Genomic DNA, 22,093 nt, shown 5'->3' on the forward strand with positions numbered 1-22,093 from the left:
TGGTTTCGTGTCGTTCCTCCACTCAGGCCGCGCAGCTCGCGCCCGGACGTGTCTTGGCTGCCGCGCTGCCTGTGCAGGATCGAAGTGGACGACATGAATTGGACATGATCTAACTGGATTCGAGCGGATCACGCGTATTCGGCGAACCCGAGACAAACCCATTGCTCATCGCAATTGGCGATTCAATTGGTGACGATGTGACGCGGAGGTACTGACATGAACCAGCAGACAAAACAGGGGCTACACCCTTTGATCGCGCGGGAAGAAATTGTCTCCAGGCCGGGAGCAAAGGTCATCGTCACACGGATACACCTGACGCAAGCGGGACGAGAAGCCCTGACCAGTGGAAGCACGGGAATAGCCGCTGGTGTTTCGCTGAACGACTTGGCACTGCACAACAGGCGCAAGCTGGAACCCGCGTAGCAAATAACACGCGGCACTCCCCCAGCCTGCACACCAGCTCAACTCAACCCAGCCCTCCATATCAAATCTCCCATATGCACAAAAATGGCCGCCCGCGCGGCCTTTTTTGTGCGTCCCCGCAATATCTTCCAACGACCAGCCACGCCACAAAAGAACGCCAAGCACACTCACCGCCCCAGCGTCTTCGCGGCATTCAAATCCGCGAGCCTGGCGTGGCGAGGGCGCGGGGTGCGCGGGGCGTCGATGCGCCCGAGGGAATCCGAAGGCAGCCGCCGGCAGGCGGCAACGAGGATGACGAAGGGAAAGTCCGGAGCGAAGGCTCCGGACCGCAATCGTTGCCCCGCGCGCCCCGCGCCCTCGACGCGACGGGCGGCTGAAGAACTCAAAAGCACCCGCGACAAGCACACCGCCCACGCACACAGACAAGAACCAAAAACCCCGAAACGAGGCATACAATCCCCCACCATATGTCCACCATGCGCCTCTTCTACGCCCTCTGGCCCGCCCCCACCCTGGCCACTTCCCTGGCCAGCTGGGCCGAGCAAGCCCGCCCAGCCACCGGCGGCAGAATCATGCGCACCGAGACCCTGCACCTGACGCTCGCCTTCCTTGGCAACATCGACATGGAAACCGCCGAGGAACTGATCGACGCCACGCCCGTGCATCGCCTTGAACCCGGCGCCCTCACGCTCGACCAGTACGGCGTCTTCAACCGCCAGCGCATCCTCTGGGCCGGCCCCTCCCGCACCCCCGACGACCTGCAAGCCATCCACGATGGCCTGTGGCTCTGGCTGTCCGGCTACGGCGTGCAAGCGCCCGCGCAACCGTTCCGCCCCCACGTCACCCTGCTGCGCGACATCGACCCCGCCAAGGCCCCGGAAGCAGCCCCCGAATCGCTGACCTGGCACTACGACCGCATGGTGCTCGTCGCCTCCGAATCGCGGCAGGACGGCAGCCGCTACCGCGTCGTCGCCCAATCCCGCCCGCAACCCCACCCCCAGCCCGCCGACTGAGCGCTCTGGCACAATCTGCGGGTCGCAACGACCCGGGATCCCCATGATCATCCTGCTCGACCAAGACGGCGTGCTCGCCGACTTCGAACACGCCTTCATCGACGCCTGGCGCGCTCGCCATCCCGACATCGCGCCGGTGGCCTTCGACGACCGCAAGTCCTTTTACATCCGCGAGGACTACGCGCCCGAGCTGCGCGCCAAGGCCGAAGCCATCTACACCGCGCCCGGCTTCATCCGCAGCCTGCCGCCCGTGCCCGGCGCGCTGGACGCCGTCAAGGAACTGCTGGCGCTGGGCATGGACGTGCGCATCTGCACCTCGCCGCTGTCGCAATTCGAGAACTGCGTGGCCGAGAAATATCTATGGGTGGAAAAGCACCTGGGCCGCGACGCCACCAACCGGCTGGTGCTGACCAAGGACAAGACCCTGGTCCACGGCAACCTGCTGATCGACGACAAGCCCCACATCCAGGGCGCGGTCAAGCCGCGCTGGAAACACATCCTGTTCGACGCGCCCTACAACCGCGACGTGACCGACCGCCCCCGCATCACCTGGAGCAACTGGCGCAACGTGCTGGCGGGCGAGCTGTACGCGGCGGACGCTTAGCGCGCGGTTCCTCAGATGGGTCAGCCTGACGACTTTCGCCCTTGAATGTCAGGACCAGGCGCAAGCCACCACGGGTGAGCGCCACCAGATGCCGGCCCGGCAGGCCGGCATTTTTTCTGCCCGCTACCGGCCTGACACAGGCAAGCCCGCGCACGCGGCGACACGCGATCGCCCGAACGCAGCGAACGCCGAGAAATCTGGTAAACACCAATTGACAAGAAAATTAAATCTAACAATTAAATTCGGTCATTTAAGATTTTTCTTATTATTTTTCGTAGCACTCCTATCTAGTCTCAAGACTTTCCCTTTTCCCCGCAAACAGGCATGACGCGCACGAGAACCCGGCTGCGGTGGCATCGCCCGTGCCGGAACGCGCCCACCGCTGACGCGCCAGGAAAGTTCATACAAAGACAGGTAGGTAATTCAGATGGAATTTCAATTCCGCCAACGCCCGTTATCGCTACTGATCGGTTTCCTGCTGCTGCCCCCGGCATACGCCCAGCAAGACGCTGCCGCGACCGCGACTACGACCGCGCATCGCAATCCCGCGGAAGAAGCAACGCCGCACGACCTGGGTCCGCATTACGACCACACCTCGTGGGGAATGGCCGATGCCATCTCCAGCGATGGCAAGACGATTTTGGGACAAACCTGCGTGCTCACCGCGCCGGGATCGAACGAGTGCTGGTACCGCAGCATCGTCTGGACCGATGGTCTTGCCAACCCGACGCTCCTGGAAGCGCATGGCGGCAAGAACACCCATGCCGCAGCGGTATCCGCCGATGGCGGCATCATCGTCGGATACGGCCAACTACCGTCAGGCGCCATGGTGGCGACCGCCTGGATCAATGCCCCCACCTACACGGCGATCCAATTGCACCACGGCATCGACAACCTCGCCTCGGAAGCGACCGGAGTTTCCGCCGACGGCTCGGTGATCATCGGCAACGCGGCCGGATCGGACGCAAGCCTCCAGTCGTACCGCTACCAGGCGCTCTCGTGGAGCAATGGCTCGACCATGGCCACGCACCTCCAGGCGCTTCCAGGCGACTCGAACTCCACCGCCGATCTCATCTCCGCCGACGGCTCGGTCATCGCGGGATCCTCCTTCAGCGGTTTCGTGCAGCACGCCGTCACCTGGACCAATGGCTCCGCCACCGCGACCGACCTGGGCGTCAGCTACGGCCAGTCTTCCGGCGTGACCGGCATTTCCGCCAATGGCGCCGTCATCGTGGGCTGGTCCGGGCTATTCAATAACCACGACCGACAGGCCGTCTCCTGGACCAACGGCGCGACCTCCCCGACCAATCTGGGCATGCTCGAAGGCGGCACGGAATCCATCGCCACCGCCGTGTCCGCCGATGGTTCGGTGATTATTGGCGACGCCAATTTCGGCGCCAACCCGGACATCACGCACGCGGTGTCATGGAGCCAGGGCGCGACCACTCCCACGGATCTGGGATCGCTCCATGGATACGACTCCACCACCGCCACCGCCCTGTCCGCCAACGGCGCGGTCATTGTTGGCTCGTCATACTCGGACTATTCGGATACGCAGGCCGTGGCCTGGATCAATGGCGCCACGACGCCCACCGCCCTGGGTGCCCTGGGAGGCAACCATAGCGCAGCCACGGCCATCTCCGCCGACGGCACCGTCGTTGTCGGCACATCCCGACTCCCCGACGGCAATATGCATGCCGTCTTGTGGAAGCTCCCGGAGCCAACGCCGGATCCGGGAGATGGACCTGAACCTGAGCCCGAACCTGAACCTGAACCTGGACCGGCCCCCGGCGACGGCGACGACGACGGCATCCTCATGGTCGATGTGGACAATACCGTCCAGACCGTCGGCAGCCTGGCCAACGACACCTTCTCCACCTTTGAAACCCAGCGCCTGGCCCTGGGCCGCCTGCAACGCGGCTGTAGCGCCTTCACCCCTGGCAAGGCCTGCTACTCCCTCATGAATGACCTGGGCAAGGCCGGCTCGAACGCCCACGCGCTTTCCGGCGTCTCGCTCGGGTACGCATTCACCGAGCGTATCTCCGCCGGCGTCTCCTTGGCCACAGCCCTCGGGTCACCCCTGCCCGGCAGCCTGGACCGCAAGGGCGGCAGCCTGGGCGTCGGCCTCCATGCCCAATGGCAAGGCGGCAATGCCCGCAACCGCTGGTATCTGCGCGGCGCCGTCGCCGCCAATACCCAAGGCATCGAACGCACCCGCAAGGTCATGGACTACACCGAGGCCGGATCCGGCAACAGCCGCATCAAGGGCTGGGAAGCCTCGCTTGAGCTGGGTCGCACCCACGCCCTGAACCGCGCCGCTTCCCTGCGCTACTACGGCGGCCTGCGCCGCAGCGACCTGCGCATGGCCGGCTATACCGAGGACAACGCAGCCTTCCCCTTCACCTATGCCGACGCTTCCTACCGCCTGACCACCGCCTATGTCGGCGCCACCTACTCCAAACCCCTGTCGCCCAAGCTGACCTGGTCGCTCAACGCCGAGCTCGAACAGGATCTTTCCAGCCAAGGCCCTCGCGTCGTCGCCCGGGCCGAGCACGTCGGCAAACTCGACATCGGTTCGGACTTCACCCGTACCCGCGCGCGCCTGTCCAGCACCGCGTCCTATGCGCTGAACCCTAAATTGCGCATCGGCGTAACGCCCTACGTCGGGCGCACCGCCACCCGGGAAATCGATGTCGGCGTCACCGTGGGCATCAGCGGCACGTTCTGATCCCAGCCCCGATGGCCGGCGCGGACGGATGCTATCCAGCGGTCATGATTTGGATCTATCCTGTACGGCGACATGCCCTGTACAGGAGCGTTTCCATGAATCTGCATCGCCTGCTCAAGCAGCGGGAAGCCGACAAGAAACCCTTGCGCGTCGCGCTGCTGGGCGCCGGCAAGTTCGGTTCCATGTTCATGAGCCAGGCCGCGCGAACGCCCGGCCTGCGCCTGGTGGCGGTAGCCGACCTGTCGCCAGGACGGGCGCGCGCCGCGCTGACCCGCGTGGGCTGGCCGGCGGCCGCGCTCAACGCCGAGAGCACCGCCGACGCGCTCAAGAACGGCAAGGTCTATTTCACCGACGACACCGATGCCGTCATCGCCAGCCCCGACGTCGAGATCGTGGTCGATGCGACCGGCCAGGCGGCCGCCGGCATCGAGCACGTGCTGGCCTGCTGCGAACACGGCAAGCACATCATCATGGTCAACGTCGAGGCCGACGCGCTGGCCGGCCCGCTGCTGGCGCGCCGCGCGCGCGAGGCCGGCATCGTCTATTCGCTGGCCTACGGCGACCAGCCCGCGCTGATCTGCGAAATGGTCGACTGGGCGCGCGCCTGCGGCTTCGAGGTCATGGCCGCCGGCAAGGGCACCAAGTACCTGCCGGAATTCCATACTTCCACGCCCGACACGGTCTGGCCGTACTACGGCTTCACCGCCGAGATGGTGGCCGCCGGCGACTTCAATGCGCAGATGTTCAACAGCTTCCTGGATGGCACCAAGAGCGCCATCGAGATGGCCGCCGTGTCCAACGCCACCGGCCTGCAGCCCTCGCCGTCCGGCCTGCACTTCCCGCCCTGCGGCGTGGACGACCTGGCGCGCGTGCTGCGGCCGCGCGAGGACGGCGGCATCCTGCACCATCGCGGGCAGGTGGAAGTGGTGTCCTCGCTGGAGCGCGACGGCCGGCCGGTGTTCCGCGACCTGCGCTGGGGCGTGTACGTGACGCTGGCGGCCGACAGCGACTACGTGCGCCGCTGCTTCAAGGAATACGGACTGGTCACCGACCCCGGCGGCAACTACACCGCCATGTACAAGCCCCATCACCTGTTGGGCCTGGAGCTGGGCGTCAGCGTGGCCAGCGTCGGCCTGCGCCGCGAACCCACCGGCGCGCCGGCCGGCTGGCATGGCGACGTGGTGGCCACCGCCAAGCGCGACCTGCCCGCCGGACAGGCGCTGGACGGCGAAGGCGGCTACACGGTGTATGGCCGGCTGATGCCGGCGCGCGATTCGGTCGAGGAAGGCTACCTGCCGCTGGGCCTGTCGCACCAGGTCAAGCTCAAGCATGCCGTGCGTCAGTCGCAGCCGATACGCTGGCGCGATGTGGAGTACGACGAACAGTCCACGGCCCTGCGCTTCCGGCGGGAGATGGAGCAGATCTTCGCGTAGGACGAGCCTCGCGCCTCAAACCGGCGCCGGACGCTCCGCCTGGAACAGCCGCAGCCGATCCGCCGCATTGCGCAGATGCTGTTCCGCCGCTCGTCCGGCGGCATCAGGATCCCCCGCCTCGATGGCCGCGAAGATCGCCTGATGCTCGCTCTGCACCGCCGCCATGCGCTCGGTGTACATGCGCGCGGTGTTGTTGCGCGCGCTGCGGATCACGCGGCGCACATTGGCTTCCAGGTAGTCGTTCAGCGCCACCAGGTGCGGGTTGTGCGTGGCCTGCACGATGGCGAGGTGGAACTGGTAGTCCTCTTCGTCGCCCAGCTTGTCGTTGACCAGCGCGTATTCCATGCCGACCAGCGCCTGCTTCATCTTCTTCAGGTCCTGGTCGCCACGGCGCTGCGCGGCGTAGCGCGCCGCCGTCACCTCGATGGACAGCATCAGTTCCAGGATGTGTTCCAGCTCCTGGCTGTCGCCCGGCGCGGGCGCGGCGATGCGGAAGGCGTTCTTCTGGAAGTTGGGGTCCACGAACACGCCGCTGCCTTGCTGCGAGGTGACCAAGCCCTCGGACTTCAGGCGGGCCAGGGCCTCGCGCACCACGGCGCGGCTGACGGCGTAGATCTCGGTCAGCTGCTTCTCGGTGGGCAAGCGGTCGCCGGGCGCGAGCGCGCCCTGGCGGATCTGTTCGGCCAGGGCATCGGCCACTGACGCGGACAACGAACTGCGGGGCGCGGCGCGCGCGGAATCCTGATCTTGACTGGGCTGCATAGGGAAACGTGAAGATTCGGCGGCTCGCGGGACGGCCGCCTTGGGCTTATAGGAATGTCTCGACGTTCTGTTGCGGCGCACGCCTGCGAAAAGTATAGGGTTTGCCGGGATGCCGGGCGCCGCCGCACTGCACTTTACGCGATATAGATGCCCCCGTTCACCTGCATGACCTCGCCGGTCACGAAGGCCGCCAGCGGCGAGCACAGGAAGGCGATCGGGCCGGCGATCTCCTCGGCCGAGCCGAAGCGGCGCAGCGGCGTGCTGGCCAGCAGCTGGTCGCCCTTCTGGCCGATAAGGTCGTTGGTCATGGAGGTGGCGATGATGCCGGGCGCGACCGCGTTCACGCGCACCTTGGGCGCCAGCTCCAGCGCCAGGCTGCGGGTGAAGCTCTGCACCGCGCCCTTGGACGCCGAATAGGCGGCGTGCGCGTAGCTGCCGCGCTGGGCCGCCAGCGAGGTCAGCAGCACGATGGAGCCGTTCTCGCGCAGGTGGCGCTCGGCGGCGCGGCAGACGTAGAAGGTGCCGTCCAGGTTCACGCCCATCAGCTTTTTCCAGCCCTGGTCGGTGGTGTCGCGCACCAGGCTTTCCGGATAGATGCCGGCGCAGTGCACCAAGTGGTCCAGCCCGCCGAAGTCCTGCGCGGCCTGGGCCAGCGCCCGGTCACAGTCGGCAGAGGACGACACGTCCAGCGCGTAGGCGCGCACGCGCTCGCCGCCGGGATCCAGCTCGGCCGCCACCTGCGCCAGGCGCGCGCCGTCGATGTCGGTCAATGCCAGGCGCGCGCCGTGCGCGGCCATCAGCCTGGCCGTGGCCAGCCCGATGCCGTTGCCCGCGCCCGTGATGGCGATCACCTGCTGTTCGAATGAAATCATCTTGTCTCCGTCTGCTTGACACGGCAAAAACGCTTGCCCTATGATTTATCGGACAACTTAATAAAGTTGCCTGACAACTTGCCTGAAAGCGTAAATCACTTGGCGCGAACAGGCAAGCGGATCAGAAAACACGGCGCCAAGCCGCAGGACAGGCAGGGGACAATCAGGTGGAAATCACCGGCAGCACAACCGTATACGCGATCGCGGCGGACCCGATCGCGCACGTCAAGACGCCGCAGCGGCTCAACGCCCTGCTGCGCGAGCGCGGCGCCGACGGCGTCATGGTCCCTTTCCACGTCTCGCCCGACGGCCTGCCGGCGCTGTTCGCCGGCCTGCGCGGCTTGCATAACCTGGGCGGGCTGGTCGTCACCGTGCCCCACAAGGAACAGGCCGCCGTCCTGTGCGACGAGATCACGCCGGCCGCGCGCCTGATCGGCGCCGTCAACGCGATCCGCCTGCGCGACGGCAAGCTGGCCGGCGGCAATTTCGACGGGCTGGGCTTCGTGGCCGGCCTGCGCGCCCAGGGCCATGAGCCCGCCGGCCGCCGCGTCTACCTGGCCGGCCTGGGCGGCGCGGGCAAGGCCATCGCCTGTGCCCTGGCCGACGCCGGCCCGGCCCGCCTGGACCTGTACAACCGTTCCCCCGAACGCGCCCGCGAATTCGCCGCGCGCCTGTCGGCCGCCTATCCCGCGCTGGACATCCAGCTGGCCGACGCCGCGCCTGGCGCCGATTGCGAGATCGCCGTCAACGCCACCTCGCTGGGCCTGTCCGACACCGATCCCCTGCCCTTCCCCCTCGATGCGCTGCCCGCCGGCGCGGTCGTGGCCGACGCCGTGATGAGCCGCGTCGACACGCCGCTGCTGCGCGCCGCCGCCGCGCGCGGCCTGCGCACGCACGCCGGCCTGCACATGCTGGAAGGACAGATCGCCGAGATTGCCCGCTACCTGGGCATACCGGAGCCGCGCTAGGGTCCGCCCCGCCAGCGCGCTCGCTTGATCCACGGATTCACCACACTCCCGTTCCACGGAGGAGACACGCATGAAATTGGCTTTCACCACCGGCCTGCTGTGCCTGGCCGGCATCGCCGCCTCGGCGCAGGCCGCGCCCGTCAAGATCGGCCTGATCGAGACGCTGTCCGGCCCGCAGGCTTCGACCGGCCTGATCTTCCGCGCCGCGGTCAAGTACCAGCTGGACCGCATCAACGCCGCCGGCGGCTGGAACGGCCAGCCGCTGGAACTGGTCGAGTTCGACAACCAGGGCGGCCCGGTGGGCGCGTCCGACCGCTTCCGCGCGGCCGCCGCCGAGGGCGTGCAGATCCTGGTGCAGGGTTCCTCGTCGGCGATCTCCGGCCAGCTGACCGAAGACGTGCGCAAGCACAACCTGCGCAATCCGGGCAAGGAAGTGCTGTTCCTGAACGTGGGCGGCGAGGCGCTGGAACTGACCGGCCAGAAGTGCCACTTCTACCATTTCCGCTTCGCCACCAACGCCGACCTGCGCGTCAAGGCGCTGACCTCGGTCATGTCGGCCGACGGCACGCTGGGCAAGCGCGTCTACGCCATCAACCAGAACTACTCCTGGGGCCAGGACATGGAAGGCGCCACCGAGCGCTTCGCCAAGCAGTACGGCTATGAAGTGGTCGGCAAGACCCTGCACGAGGTCAACAAGATCCAGGACTTCGCGCCGTATGTCGCGCGCATCCGCTCGGCCAATCCCGACACCGTCATCACCGGCAACTGGTCCAACGACCTGCTGCTGCTGATGAAGGCCACCCAGGCCGCCGGCCTGAAGGTGCGCTTCGCCACCGTGTTCCTGGACCAGGTGGGCAACCTGGCCAACGCCGGCGAAGTCGCGCTGGGCCACTACATCGCCCACCCGTACAACATCGAGGCCGCCGGCGACGAAGGCGCCAGGTTCGCCGAGGACTACAAGGCCAAGACCGGCCATTACCCCAGCTACACCGAACCGCAGACCGTGATCGGCGTCACCTTCCTGGGCGAGGCGCTCAAGCAGGTCAAGCCGCAGGACGGCAAGCTGTCGGTGCCGGAACTGGCCAAGGCGCTGGAGAAGGTCACCTACACCTCGCCGCTGGGCACCTACACGATGCGCGCCGAGGACCACCAGGTGCAGCTGCCGATGGTGGTTTCCAAGGTCGGCAAGAACGCCAAGTACAAGGCCGACGACACCGACATGGGCTTCGAGCCGGTCAAGGTGCTGAGCGCCGCCGACGTGTCGGCGCCGGTGCAATCCACGTGCAAGATGGTCCGCCCGAACTGATGCGGCTGGGGGCGGGCCGCGCTCGCGGCCCGTCCGTGGACCCGCAGGAAAAAACGCCCGCCGGCGCGGGGCCGGCCACAACAGGGCGCGATGGATCGCGCGGCGCATCGCGCCCGCGCGCAGGATTTATGGAGCGGACATGGAATACTTTACCGTCTCGCTGTTGAACGGCGTGATTTACGGCCTGCTGCTGTTCATGGTGTCGGCAGGCCTGACACTGATTTTCGGGATGATGGGCGTGCTGAACTTCGCGCACGCTTCGTTCTACATGATAGGCGCCTATGCCGCCTATACCTTGACCCCGGTCACGGGCTTCTGGGCCGCGCTGGCGCTGGCCACCGTGATCTCGGGCGCGCTGGGCATGGCGGTGGAGCGCTACTTCCTGCGCCGCGTGCACAAGTTCGGCCACGCGCAGGAATTGCTGGTCACTTTCGGCCTGGCCTTCATCGTGGCCGAGCTGGTCAAGCTGTTCTACGGCGACTTCCCGGTCGACTACCGCGTGCCGCAGTTCCTGAACTTCGCGGCCTTCCGCGTGTTCGACGCCGACTACCCCTTCTACCGCCTGCTGATGGGCGGCGTGTCGCTGGTCATGTTCGGCGTGATCTACCTGCTGCTGTCGCGCACCCGCGTCGGCATCGTGGTGCGCTCGGCCATCTATCGTCCGCGCATGGCCGAGGCACTGGGCCACAACGTGCCGCTGGTGTTCATGAGCGTGTTCGGCGTGGGCGCGGCCATGGCCGGCCTGGCCGGCGCGGTGGCCGGCGCCTTCTACACCACCAACCCCAACATGGCGTTGGAACTGGGCGTGCTGGTGTTCGTGGTGGTGGTCGTGGGCGGGCTGGGCTCGCTCGGCGGCGCCATGATCGCCTCGCTGCTGATCGGCCTGATCAGCTCATTCTCGGTCGGCATCGACGCCAGCCTGGCCACGCTGTTCGGCCTGTTCGGCGCCGGCGAGTGGGCCGAGAGCGTGGGCGGATTGATGACGGTGAAGATATCCAGCCTGGCGGCGACCCTGCCCTTCCTGCTGATGCTGGTGGTGCTGCTGGTCAAGCCTTCGGGCCTGAAGGGAGAACAGGCATGAGCCAATCCACAACCCATGCCCGCCGCGCCTCGGGCGCGCTGCTGCTGATCCTGTGCGTGGCCGCGCTGTGCGCGCTGCCCTGGCTGCTGCCCGCGGGCCAGCTGGTGGCCGCGGTGCAGATGCTGATCGCCGCGCTGTTCGCCTGCGCCTTCAACCTGCTGGCCGGCCAGGGCGGCATGCTGTCCTTCGGCCACGCCGCCTACTTCGGCGTCGGCACCTTCGCCACCATTCATGCCATGAACGCGCTGGGCGGCGCCGGGCTGCTGCCCACGCCGCTGATGCCGCTGGTCGGCGGCGTGGCCGGCCTGCTGTTCGGGCTGGTCGCGGGCTGGTTCGCCGCCATGCGGTCGGGCGTGTATTTCTCGATGATCACGCTGGCCCTGGCCGAGCTGCTGCACGCGCTGGCGCCGCACCTGAAGGGCGTGTTCGGCGGCGAGGCCGGCCTGTCGGCCATGCGCATGCCGGCCTGGGGCTTCTCGTTCGGCTCGGACATCGAGGTCTATTTCCTGGTGCTGGCCTGGGTGCTGGTATCGCTGGCCGCGCTGTACGGCCTGACCCGCACGCCGCTGGGCCGGCTCACGCTGGGCCTGCGCGAGAACGCGCACCGCCTGCGCTACCTGGGCTACCGTCCGCACACGCTCAAGACGCTGGTGTTCGCGCTGTCCGCCATGTTCGCCGGCATCGCCGGCGGCCTGCAGGCGCTCAACATCGAGGCCGGCAACTACGTGCTGTTCGACGTCAAGCTGTCCACCGACGCGGTGCTGTTCGCCTACATCGGCGGCGTCAACGCCTTCCTGGGTCCGGTGCTGGGCGCGTCCATCCTGACCTTCCTGTCGCAGACGCTGGCCGACATCACCCGCTCGTGGCTGCTGTACCAGGGCATTCTGTTCGTGCTGGTGATGCTGTTCGTGCCGGACGGCCTGGTCGGCCTGGTGCAGCGCGCCGCCCGCTCGCTGCGCGAGCGCGGACTGGCCGACTGGCTGCCGCGCGCCGCCGTATCGACGGCCGGCGGCCTGCTGCTGACGGCCGGCACGGTCTTCACGGTGGAACTGCTGCAACGCATGTTCGCCCGCGACTACCGCTCGCTGCTGGCCCTGAACCCCGACGCCGGCTGGCCGGCCATTTCCCTGTTCGGCCGCGACTGGGCGCCGCTGGCGCTGTCGACCTGGCTGATTCCGCTGGCGCTGCTGGTCGCGGGCCTCGTGGCCTGCCGCTGGGCGCTGGCGCTGTGGCGCGACGGCGACCCGGCCGCCCCCGCCCTGGAGACGGCGCAATGAACCACGACATCCTCACCCTCACCGACGTGCGCAAGTCCTTCGGCGACGCGCAGATCATCCGCGGCGTGAACCTGGCGGTGCGCGCCGGCGAACGCCACGCGGTCATCGGCCCCAACGGCGCCGGCAAGTCCACGCTGTTCCACCTGATGTCGGGCTCGTTCGCGCCGACGTCCGGCGACATCAGCCTGCAATCGCGCGCCATCGGCGGCCTGGCGCCCGAGCGCATCAACCGCCTGGGCCTGGCGCGCTCGTTCCAGATCACCAATGTGTTCCCGCGCCTGTCGGTGCGCGAGAACCTGCGGCTGGCGGTGCTGCGCATGCATGGCCTGGTCTACACCTTCTGGCGTCCCATCGCGCGCAACCGCGCCGTCAACGAAGACGTGGACCGCCTGCTGGAAAAGGTGCGGCTGGCACCGCGCCAGCACGTGGCGGCCGGCGACCTGAACTATTCGGAACAGCGCTCGCTGGAAATCGGCATGACGCTGGCCTCGCGGCCGCGCGTGATCCTGCTGGACGAGCCCATGGCCGGCATGTCGCAGCATGAAGTGGACTACACGGTCGAGCTGATCAAGGACGTGACGCGCGACTGCACGCTGCTGATCGTCGAGCACGACATGCAGGTAGTGTTCTCGCTGGCCGACCGCATCAGCGTGCTGGTGTACGGCGAGATCCTGGCCACCGGCACGCCCGCCGAGATCCGTGGCGACGCCCGCGTGCGCGAGGCCTATCTCGGGGAGGAAGCCGTATGAGCCAGCACGCCACCCATCCCGCCGCCTCCAAGGGGAACAACAACGCGCACAGCGCGAAGGACGACGCGATGAGCGCGCAAACCGGGGAACTGCTCAGCCTTCGGGGCGTGCACGCCCACTACGGCAAGAGCCACATCCTGCATGGCATCGACCTGGCCATCGGCCGAGGCGAAGTCATCAGCCTGCTGGGCCGCAACGGCGCCGGCCGCTCCACCACCATGAAGAGCATCATGGGCCTGGTGGACGTGACCGGCGGGCAGATCCGCATCGAAGGGCGCGACATCACCAACAAGCGCCCCTTCGAGATCGCCCGCGCCGGTCTGGGTTTCGTGCCCGAGGAACGCGAGGTCTTCGCCAACCTGACGGTGGACGAGAACCTGCGCATGGGCGAGCAGCCGCGCCGCGCCGACGCGCCGTTCTGGACCGTCGAGCAGATGTTCGACTACTTCCCGCGCCTGAAGGAACGGCGCGGCACCCGCGCCGGCAACCTGTCGGGCGGCGAGCAGCAGATGCTGACCATGTGTCGCTCGCTGCTGGGCAATCCCAAGGTCATGCTGATCGACGAGCCGACCGAGGGCCTGGCGCCCAAGATCGTGGAAGTGATCGCCGACGTGATCCGCGACATCCACCAGCGCGGCGTGTCGGTGGTGCTGGTCGAGCAGAAGCTGACCATCGCGCTGAAGGTCTCCACCCGCGTCAGCGTGATGGGCCACGGCCGCATCGTTTTCGAAGGACCGCCCGCCGAGCTGCAGCAGCGCCAGGACGTGGTCCAGGAATGGCTGGCGGTCTGAGCCGCCGCCCACAACCTTCATAGGCAATCATCTTGCAACAGACTCCCGACACCGTGTACGCCGACCTGCGCGGCCAGACCGTCGTCATCACCGGCGGCGCCAAGGGCATCGGCTACGCCGCCGCCCAGGCCTTCGCGCGCCAGGGCGCGCGCGTGGCCCTGCTGGACATGGATGAGGCCGCGCTGGCCGTCGCCGTGGCCGGCCTGCAGGCCGAGGGCGGCGAGGCCCTGGCCTGCCAGGCCTCGGTCACCGACGCCGACGCGGTCGAACGCGCCTTCGCCCAGGTCGAACAGGCCTGGGGCCGCATCGACGTGCTGGTCAACAACGCCGGCATCTCGGCCAACAAACCCACGCTGGAAGTCAGCGCCGAGGAATGGCGCCGCGCCGTGGACATCAACCTGACCGGCGTGTTCCTGTGCGCCCAGGCCGCCGGCCGCCGCATGGTGCCGGCCGGCGCCGGCTGCATCATCAACCTGGCCTCCATGTACGGCGTGGTGGCCGCGCCCGACCGCGCGGCCTACTGCGCCACCAAGGGCGCGGTGGTGCTGCTGACCGAGACGCTGGCCGTGGAATGGGGCCCGCTGGGCGTGCGCGTGAACGCGCTGGCGCCCGGCTACGTCGAGACCGATCTGGTGCGCGACCTGGCCGCGCGCGGCCGCCTCGACCCCGAACGGCTGAAGCAGCGCACGCCGCTGCGGCGCCTGGCGCAGCCGGCCGAAATGGCCGACCTGGCGGTGTTCCTGGCCTCGCGCCAGGCCGCCTACATCACCGGACACACCCTGGTGGCAGACGGCGGCTGGAGCCGCTACAGCTACCTCTAAAACACTTCACGCCCGACATTTCTGGAGATTCACTCATGGCCACCCATCACCCGCTTGCGCCGCAAGCGCCCTGGCGCCAACTGACGGTCGACGCCAAGGACTGGCAACAGGCCGATCCGGCGCTGCTGTCCAACATGCTGACGCAGCTGCACTGGATCCGCGCCTTCGAGGAAGCGGTGCTGGAACTGGCCGCCGAAGGCCTGGTGCACGGCCCGGCGCACTCGTCCGTGGGCCAGGAAGGCGGCGCGGTCGGCTCGGTGCTGGCGCTGGGCGCCGGCGACCAGATCAACGGCTCGCACCGCGGCCACCACCAGTTCCTGGCCAAGGCGCTGCAACACGTCGCGCCGCAAGGGCTGGACCCGCGCAACCCGATCAACGCCGCCGTCGACGAAGTGCTGCAACGCACGCTGGCCGAGATCATGGGCCTGGCGCAAGGCTATTGCCGAGGCCGTGGCGGCTCCATGCACCTGCGCTGGCTCGAAGCCGGCGCGCTGGGCACCAACGCCATCGTCGGCGGCGGCGTGCCGCTGGCCGCCGGCGCGGGCTGGGCGCACAAGCACGCCGGCACCGACCGCGTGGCCGTGACCTACTTCGGCGATGGCGCGGTCAACATCGGCTCGGTGCTGGAAACCATGAACCTGACCGCGGCCTGGAAGACGCCGCTGTGCTTCTTCATCGAGAACAACCGCTACGCGGTGTCCACCACGGTCGAGGAATCCACCGCCGAACCGCGCCTGTCGGCGCGCGGCCTGGCCTTCAACATCCCGTCGTGGCAGGTGGACGGCATGGATCCGCTGGCCGTGTACCTGGCCATGTCGGAAGCCGTGGCGCACATGCGCGCCGGCAAGGGTCCGACCATCGTCGAAGTGGACGTGTACCGCTACTTCCACCAGAACGGCCCCTTCCCCGGCAGCGCCTTCGGCTACCGCAGCAAGGACGAGGAAGCGCAATGGCGCCGCCGCGACCCGCTGGACAAGGTCGCCGCCGAGATGATCGGCCGCAAGCTGATCACCCAGGCCGAAGTCGACGCCCTGCGCCAGCGCTGCAAGGACGTGATGAAGGACGTGGCCGGCCGCCTGACCGAGGCCGCCGACGGCGGCAAGCGCCGCGTGCGCGCCGACCTGTGGCCCAGCCCGGACTTCCGCGACGTGGGCCTGCGCAGCGACGGCTCGGAACTGGCCGGCCTGCGCTACCAGGAAGCGTCGGAACACGCCGGCGAGCGCGTCGAGCGCAAGTTCGTCGACGCCGTCGCCGACGTGCTGGACCGCCGCATGGAAACCGATCCCGGCGTGGTGGTGCTGGGCGAGGACGTGCACCGCCTGAAAGGCGGCACCAACGGCGCCACGCGCGGCCTGAAGGACAAGTATCCGGACCGCGTGCTGGGCACCCCGATCTCCGAGAACGCCTTCGCCGGCCTGGGCGGCGGCCTGGCCATGGACGGCCGCTACCGTCCGATCGTCGAGTTCATGTACCCCGACTTCATGTGGGTCGCGGCCGACCAGGTCTTCAACCAGATCGGCAAGGCCCGCCACATGTTCGGCGGCGACATCGACGTGCCCTTCGTGCTGCGCACCAAGGTCGCGATGGGCACGGGCTATGGCTCGCAGCACTCGATGGACCCGGCCGGCATCTTCGCCACCGCGCCCGGCTGGCGCATCGTGGCCCCGTCCACGCCCTACGACTACGTCGGCCTGATGAACACCGCGCTGGCCTCCAAGGATCCGGTGCTGGTGATCGAGCACGTGGACCTGTACGGTTCGTCGGGCGAGGTGCCGACGGGCGACCTGGACTATGCCATCCCCTTCGGCAAGGCGCAGGTGCGCCGCCAGGGCGGCAAGGTCACCATCCTGACCTACCTGTCCATGGTCAGCCGCGCGCTCAAGGCCGCCGAGGCCGCCGGCGTCGACGCCGAGATCATCGACCTGCGCACGCTGGACCGCGCCAGCCTGGACTGGGACACCATCGGCGAGAGCATCAAGAAGACCAACAACGTGCTGATCGTCGAACAGGGCGCGCGCGGCACGTCCTACGGCGCCATGCTGGCCGACGAGATCCAGCGCCGCTGGTTCGACTGGCTGGACCAGCCCGTCAAGCGCGTCACGGGCGGCGAGGCCTCGCCCAGCATCTCCAAGGTGCTGGAACGCGCCGCCTTCGCCGACACCGAGGAAGTCATGGCCGGCCTGGCCGACGTGCTGGCCGACCTGGGAGAGCAGGCATGAACGCGCCCGAACAGGCCCGCCTGCGCATGACGGTGCCGATGGAAGTCGGCATCTGCTGCGCCGACCTGGACGGGATGCTGGCCTTCTACACCGGCGTGCTGGGCCTGGCGCTGGTCAACCGCGTGAGCGTGCCCGCCGACAAGGCGGCCGCCACCGGCCTGACCTCGGCCGGCTACGACGTGGCGCGGCTGCAGACCAGCTACGGCGAGCGTGTCAAGCTGCTGCAGCCCGCCGTGGCGCCCCAGCCGCGCCCGGCCGCCGGCGCCATCCTGGACCGCCAGGGCGCCACCTACCTCACCTTCATCGTGCGCGACCTGCCCGGCGTGGTGCGCCAGCTGCAAGCGCGGGGCGTGACGTTCGACAGCGCGCCCGCGCCGATGGAAGTGCGCCCCGGCACCTGGCTGGCGTTCTTCCGCGATCCCGAAGGCAATGTGCTGGAGCTGGTGGAGTACGACGACCCCGCCGCCTATCGACCCGACCTCCAGCCCGACACGGCCGCCGCCGCTGAATAGGACATCAACGTGGCATACCTCATCAAGCTTCCCTCCGTGGCCGCCGACACCTCGGGCGGCAATCTGCACCAGTGGCTCAAGCAGGAAGGCGACACGGTCGCCGTCGGCGACGCGCTGGCCGAAATCGAGACCGAGAAGGCCATCGTCGAGATCAACGCCGAACACGCCGGCGTGCTCGGCCGCATCGTCGTCGCCGCCGGCGCCTCGTCGGTGCCGGTGAACACCGTGCTGGGCGTGCTGCTGGCCGACGGCGAGGACGCCTCCGCCATCGAGCGCGCGCTGGCCGAACAGGGCGTGGCCCCGGCCGCAGCGCCGGCCGCCCCGGCACCGGCTGCCGCAACCCCCGCCTCTTCGAGCTGCGCCGCCACCGCGACCTGCGCGCCCGCCACGGCCGCCGCGCCCGCGCAAGCCGTCCCGGCCTCGGCCGGCGGCCGCCGCCTGTCCAGCCCGCTGGCGCGTCGCCTGGCCGCGCAATGGGGCGTGGACCTGGCGCGCGTCGCGGGCAGCGGTCCGCACGGCCGCATCCTGCGCCGCGACGTGGAAGCGGCGCGCAACGCCACGCCCGCCGCCGGCCAGCCGCAAGCCGCCGCGCCGCGCGCCGCCGGCCGCCGCGTGCCGCACAGCGGCATGCGCCGCGCCATCGCCCGCCGCCTGAGCGAAAGCAAGCAGACCGTGCCGCACTTCTACCTGACGGTGGACTGCCGCATGGACGCGCTGCTGGCGCTGCGCGCGCAGGCCAACCAGGCCGGCGCCATCAAGCTGTCGGTCAATGACTTCATCGTGCGCGCCGCCGCCCAGGCGCTGCGCGACGTGCCGGAAGTGAACGCCAGCTGGCAGGACGACGCCATCGAATACCACGCCGGCGCCGACATCTCGGTGGCCGTGGCCACCGAGGGCGGGCTGGTCACGCCCATCGTGCGCGACGCCGACGACAAGTCGCTGTCCGCCATCGCCGCCGAGATCGTCGAGCTGGCCGGCCGCGCCAAGGTCAACCGCCTGAAGCCCGAGGAATTCACCGGCGGCTCGCTCACGGTGAGCAACCTGGGCATGTACGGCATCAAGCAGTTCGCCGCCATCATCAATCCGCCGCAGGCCGCCATCCTGGCCGTGGGCGCGGCCGAGCGCCGCCCCGTGGTCGGCCCGAACGGCGAGCTGGAAGCCGCCACCGTCATGACGGTGACGCTGTCGGCCGATCACCGCGTGGTCGACGGCGCCGTCGGCGCGCAGTGGCTGGCCGCGTTCCGCGCCCGCATCGAAAACCCCGTCCGCATCCTGCTGTGAGCCCCGCCATGACCAAGACGAGTTTCGATGTGGTGGTGGTGGGCGGCGGCCCCGGCGGCTACGTGGCCGCCATCCGCGCCGCGCAGCTGGGCCTGTCGACCGCGCTGGTCGAGCGCGCCGAGCTGGGCGGCATCTGCCTGAACTGGGGCTGCATTCCCACCAAGGCGCTGCTGCACAGCGCGACGGTGCTGCGCGCCTGCCGCGAGGCCGCGCACTATGGCGTGACCGGCGCCGACGCCGCGCGCCCGGACCTGCCCGCCATGGTGACGCGCTCGCGCAAGGTGGCCGGCCGCCTGGGCCAGGGCGTGGCGCACCTGATGAAGAAGAACGGCGTGACGGTGATCCAGGCCAGCGCCCGGCTCGCCGGCGCCGGCAGGCTGGCGCTGGACAACGGCGGCACCCTGTCGGCGCGCCACATCATCCTGGCCACCGGCGCGCGCGCCCGCGAGCTGCCGGCGCTGCCGCTGGGCGAGCGCATCTGGGCCTATCGCCAGGCGCTGGTGCCAGACGCCGTGCCCAAGTCGCTGCTGGTGGTGGGCGCCGGCGCCATCGGCGCGGAGTTCGCCAGCTTCTATCGCGCGGTCGGCGCCGACGTCACGCTGATCGACATGACCGCCGAGATCCTGCCGCAGGAAGACGCCGAGATCTCGCAGCTGGCGCGCAAGGCCTTCGAGAAACAAGGCATCCGCGTGCTGACGCAGTGCGCCGTCACGGCCTCCAGCCCCACCGCCACCGGCGTGAAGGTCACGCTGGAACAGCAGGGCAAGCGCAGCGAACTGGAAGTCGAGCGCGTCATCGTCGCGGCCGGCATCGTCGGCAACGTCGAGAACCTGGGCCTGGAAGGCACGCGCGTCAAGGTGGAAAAGAGCCACATCGTCACCGACGGCCTGTGCCGCACCGGCGAGCCGGGCGTCTACGCCATCGGCGACGTGGCCGGCGCGCCCTGGCTGGCGCACAAGGCCAGCCATGAAGGTGTGCTGTGCGTGGAAGCCATCGCCGGCAAGCCGGCGCACGCCATCGACCCGCTGCGCATTCCCGCCTGCACCTACTCGCACCCGCAAGTGGCCAGCATCGGCATGACCGAGGCGCGCGCGCGCGAGCATGCCGCCAGGCATGGCGGCGAGATCCGCGTGGGCAAGTTCACCTTCGCCGGCAACGGCAAGGCCATCGCCATGGGCGAGGACCAGGGCCTGGTCAAGACCGTGTTCGATGCCCGCTCCGGCGAGCTGCTGGGCGCGCACATCATCCACCCGGAAGCCTCGGAGCTGATCACCGGCTACGGCGTGGCAACCGCGCTGGAAGCCACCGAGGAAGACCTGATGCACACCGTGTTCGCGCATCCGACGCTGTCGGAAACGCTGCACGAATCGGTGCTGGCGGCCTTCGGGCGGGCGCTACACGGCTGAACGCGGCCGCCCGATAACACGCGATCAATCCCAAGCAGGCGCCAGCCCGTCCGGCGACACCAGCCTACCGTCCGGACGCGCCAGCGCGGCGATGCGCGCCATGTCGTCGGCGGACAGCGCGAAGTCGAACACGCGCGCATTGGCCTCGGCGCGGTCGCGCTGCAAGGTCTTGGTCAGCGTCACCACGTTGTCCTGCTGCACCAGCCAGCGCAACGCGATCTGCGCCGGCGTCTTGCCCAGGCGCGCGGCGATCTCGCCGATCACGGGATCGGTCAGCACCTTGCCGTCCGCCATGCCGAAATAGGCCGTCACCGTCATGCCCAGCGCGGCCGCCTCGGCGCGCACCGCGTCCTGGTCCAGGTAGGGATGGAACTCGATCTGGTTCGTGACCAGCGGCGCGGCGCTCAGGGCGGCGGCCTCGCGCATCAGCTTGATGTTGAAATTGCTGACACCGATGTGGCGCGCCCAGCCGCAAGATACGGTCTGGTTCAGCGCATCGATCTGCTCGGCCAGCGGCGCCTTGTCGCCGGGCCAGTGCAATAGCAGCAGGTCCACGTAATCGGTGCGCAGCCGCGCAAGGCTTTCCTCGACCGAGCGCAGCAGGTCGGGCGTCCGGTAGTGGTCCACCCAGACCTTGGTGGTCAGGAAAATCCGGTCGCGCGGCACGCCGGCCTCGGCCATGCCACGGCCCACGTCGGCCTCGTTGCCATAGATCTGCGCGGTGTCGATATGGCGGTAGCCCAGCTCCAGCGCGGTCCGGGTCATGCGGGCGGTGTCCTCGGCAGGCATGCGGAACACGCCCAGGCCCAGCGCGGGAATCTCGGCGCCGTCGCGGCCCAGGGGTTTGGTGGGGATCATTCGGTCTTGCTCCAGCGGGTATCTCAATGGCCGCACATTCTGCGCGCATGGATCATTGAGAAAAACACCGATAAACTCACAATACTTATGCCTTGGAGTCACGAATGTCCCTGAATTCCGACGCCCTGCGCCTGTTCCTGGCCGTGGTGGACGCGGGCACCATGAGCGCGGCCGCCGAGATGCTGGGCCAGACCGCGTCCGGCGTCAGCCGCGGCCTGTCGCGGCTGGAGGAAGACCTGGGCGTGACCCTGCTGACCCGCACCACGCGGCGCATGGAGCTGACCGAGGAAGGCGCGCTGTTCCTGCAGAAGGCGCGCGGCATCGTCGCATCGCTGGAAGAGGCCGAGGAATGCATGCGCATGGTGCACCAGCAGCCCGCCGGCCGGCTGCGCGTGGACGCCTCGGCGCCGGTGATGCTGCACTGCGTGGTGCCGCATGTGGCCGAGTTCCGCCGCGCCTATCCCCAAATCACGCTGGAGCTGACCAGCAACGACCGTATCGTCGACCTGATGGAACACCGCAGCGACGTGGCGCTGCGCGCCGGTCCGCTGACCGACTCCACCTTGCACGCCCGCCCGCTGCGCCCCGCGCCGCGCTGGCTGCTGGCCAGTCCCGACTACATCGCGCGCCGGGGCGAGCCGAAGGACGTGGACGAACTGCTGCAACACGAGTTGCTGGGCTTCACGCAGCCGGAAAGCCTGAACGTCTGGCCGCTGCGCCACGCGGGCGGCTCCAGCTTCGCCATCACCCCCACGCTGGCCACCTCCAGCGGCGAGACCCAGTACCAGCTGGCGCTGCGCGGCGTGGGCATCGCCTGCCTGTCCGACTTCATGGTGCGCGACGAGCTGGCCGACGGCCGGCTGGTGAAGGTGATGGAACACGCCTACACCGACTACCTGCAGCCGCTGAATGCCGTCTACTACCGCAACACGCAGCTGTCGCGGCGCATCGCCTGCTTCCTGGATTTCATCGCGGCGCGGATGTAGCCG

20 protein-coding genes are annotated in these 22,093 nt (G+C 68.7%); 17 read left to right on the top strand and 3 right to left on the bottom strand.

From position 1 onward, the window contains the following. The first annotated feature begins 216 nt into the window (after positions 1-216). The 5 genes from C2U31_RS01845 (at position 217) to C2U31_RS01875 (ending at position 6,201) form a co-directional block, all read left to right on the top strand. Positions 217-423, top strand: a complete 207-nt coding sequence (locus C2U31_RS01845) for a hypothetical protein (protein WP_103271280.1) — start codon at positions 217-219, stop codon at positions 421-423. Positions 424-899: 476 nt separating this feature from the next. Next, positions 900-1,436, top strand: coding sequence for an RNA 2',3'-cyclic phosphodiesterase (gene thpR, locus C2U31_RS01850; protein WP_233772599.1), 537 nt, complete (start codon positions 900-902; stop codon positions 1,434-1,436). A 43-nt stretch (positions 1,437-1,479) separates the two neighbouring features. Next, the gene (locus C2U31_RS01855) at positions 1,480-2,040 is read left to right on the top strand and encodes a 5'-3'-deoxyribonucleotidase (RefSeq protein ID WP_103271282.1); all 561 of its coding nucleotides are present in this window, start codon (positions 1,480-1,482) and stop codon (positions 2,038-2,040) included. Between the two features lie 427 nt (positions 2,041-2,467). Further along, complete coding sequence (locus C2U31_RS30410; RefSeq protein ID WP_158658288.1) at positions 2,468-4,768, top strand: autotransporter domain-containing protein; 2,301 nt, start codon at positions 2,468-2,470, stop codon at positions 4,766-4,768. A gap of 95 nt (positions 4,769-4,863) precedes the next feature. After that, positions 4,864-6,201, top strand: coding sequence for an NAD(P)H-dependent oxidoreductase (locus C2U31_RS01875; RefSeq protein ID WP_103271285.1), 1,338 nt, complete (start codon positions 4,864-4,866; stop codon positions 6,199-6,201). Between the two features lie 15 nt (positions 6,202-6,216). On the opposite strand, the gene C2U31_RS01880 is transcribed toward C2U31_RS01875, so the two are convergent. After that, complete coding sequence (locus C2U31_RS01880; RefSeq protein WP_103271286.1) at positions 6,217-6,963, bottom strand: FadR/GntR family transcriptional regulator; 747 nt, start codon at positions 6,961-6,963, stop codon at positions 6,217-6,219. A 134-nt stretch (positions 6,964-7,097) separates the two neighbouring features. After that, on the bottom strand, positions 7,098-7,835 hold the full coding sequence (locus C2U31_RS01885; RefSeq protein ID WP_103271287.1) for an SDR family NAD(P)-dependent oxidoreductase: 738 nt from the start codon (positions 7,833-7,835) through the stop codon (positions 7,098-7,100). Between the two features lie 167 nt (positions 7,836-8,002). Here C2U31_RS01885 and C2U31_RS01890 point away from each other — a divergent pair, with 167 nt between their 5' ends. The 11 genes from C2U31_RS01890 to lpdA all read left to right on the top strand — a co-directional run bounded on the left by C2U31_RS01890 (position 8,003) and on the right by lpdA (position 20,246). Continuing rightward, complete coding sequence (locus C2U31_RS01890) at positions 8,003-8,803, top strand: shikimate dehydrogenase (RefSeq protein ID WP_103271288.1); 801 nt, start codon at positions 8,003-8,005, stop codon at positions 8,801-8,803. Between the two features lie 70 nt (positions 8,804-8,873). After that, a complete protein-coding gene (locus C2U31_RS01895) occupies positions 8,874-10,109 on the top strand; it encodes a branched-chain amino acid ABC transporter substrate-binding protein (RefSeq protein ID WP_103271289.1) in 1,236 nt (411 codons plus the stop codon). A gap of 139 nt (positions 10,110-10,248) precedes the next feature. After that, a complete protein-coding gene (locus C2U31_RS01900; protein ID WP_103271290.1) occupies positions 10,249-11,190 on the top strand; it encodes a branched-chain amino acid ABC transporter permease in 942 nt (313 codons plus the stop codon). Further along, positions 11,187-12,467, top strand: a complete 1,281-nt coding sequence (locus tag C2U31_RS01905; protein WP_103271291.1) for a branched-chain amino acid ABC transporter permease — start codon at positions 11,187-11,189, stop codon at positions 12,465-12,467. Before C2U31_RS01900 ends, C2U31_RS01905 begins: the two co-directional genes overlap by 4 nt. Next, on the top strand, positions 12,464-13,216 hold the full coding sequence (locus C2U31_RS01910) for an ABC transporter ATP-binding protein (protein WP_103271292.1): 753 nt from the start codon (positions 12,464-12,466) through the stop codon (positions 13,214-13,216). The genes C2U31_RS01905 and C2U31_RS01910 overlap by 4 nt, the downstream gene beginning before the upstream one ends. Positions 13,217-13,284: 68 nt before the next feature. Continuing rightward, complete coding sequence (locus tag C2U31_RS01915; protein WP_103276217.1) at positions 13,285-14,007, top strand: ABC transporter ATP-binding protein; 723 nt, start codon at positions 13,285-13,287, stop codon at positions 14,005-14,007. 32 nt (positions 14,008-14,039) lie between these two features. Further along, positions 14,040-14,828 carry an SDR family NAD(P)-dependent oxidoreductase gene (locus C2U31_RS01920; RefSeq protein WP_103271293.1) on the top strand — a complete coding sequence of 263 codons (789 nt, stop codon included), beginning with the start codon at positions 14,040-14,042 and terminating at the stop codon, positions 14,826-14,828. A gap of 35 nt (positions 14,829-14,863) precedes the next feature. Next, positions 14,864-17,047: a thiamine pyrophosphate-dependent enzyme gene (locus tag C2U31_RS01925; protein WP_103271294.1), complete on the top strand. Its 2,184-nt coding sequence runs from the start codon at positions 14,864-14,866 to the stop codon at positions 17,045-17,047. Next, on the top strand, positions 17,044-17,559 hold the full coding sequence (locus tag C2U31_RS01930) for a VOC family protein (protein ID WP_103271295.1): 516 nt from the start codon (positions 17,044-17,046) through the stop codon (positions 17,557-17,559). Before C2U31_RS01925 ends, C2U31_RS01930 begins: the two co-directional genes overlap by 4 nt. 9 nt (positions 17,560-17,568) lie before the next feature. Beyond that, a complete protein-coding gene (locus C2U31_RS01935; RefSeq protein WP_103271296.1) occupies positions 17,569-18,840 on the top strand; it encodes a pyruvate dehydrogenase complex dihydrolipoamide acetyltransferase in 1,272 nt (423 codons plus the stop codon). An 8-nt stretch (positions 18,841-18,848) separates the two neighbouring features. Continuing rightward, complete coding sequence (gene lpdA / locus C2U31_RS01940) at positions 18,849-20,246, top strand: dihydrolipoyl dehydrogenase (RefSeq protein WP_103271297.1); 1,398 nt, start codon at positions 18,849-18,851, stop codon at positions 20,244-20,246. A 24-nt stretch (positions 20,247-20,270) separates the two neighbouring features. Here the strand turns inward: lpdA and C2U31_RS01945 are convergent, their stop codons facing one another. Next, the gene (locus C2U31_RS01945; RefSeq protein ID WP_103271298.1) at positions 20,271-21,104 is read right to left on the bottom strand and encodes an aldo/keto reductase; all 834 of its coding nucleotides are present in this window, start codon (positions 21,102-21,104) and stop codon (positions 20,271-20,273) included. A gap of 104 nt (positions 21,105-21,208) precedes the next feature. Here C2U31_RS01945 and C2U31_RS01950 point away from each other — a divergent pair, with 104 nt between their 5' ends. Further along, positions 21,209-22,090, top strand: a complete 882-nt coding sequence (locus tag C2U31_RS01950) for a LysR family transcriptional regulator (RefSeq protein WP_103271299.1) — start codon at positions 21,209-21,211, stop codon at positions 22,088-22,090. Positions 22,091-22,093: the final 3 nt, after the last annotated feature.

It is taken from the genome of Achromobacter sp. AONIH1, from assembly GCF_002902905.1.
Lineage (GTDB): Bacteria > Pseudomonadota > Gammaproteobacteria > Burkholderiales > Burkholderiaceae_B > Achromobacter.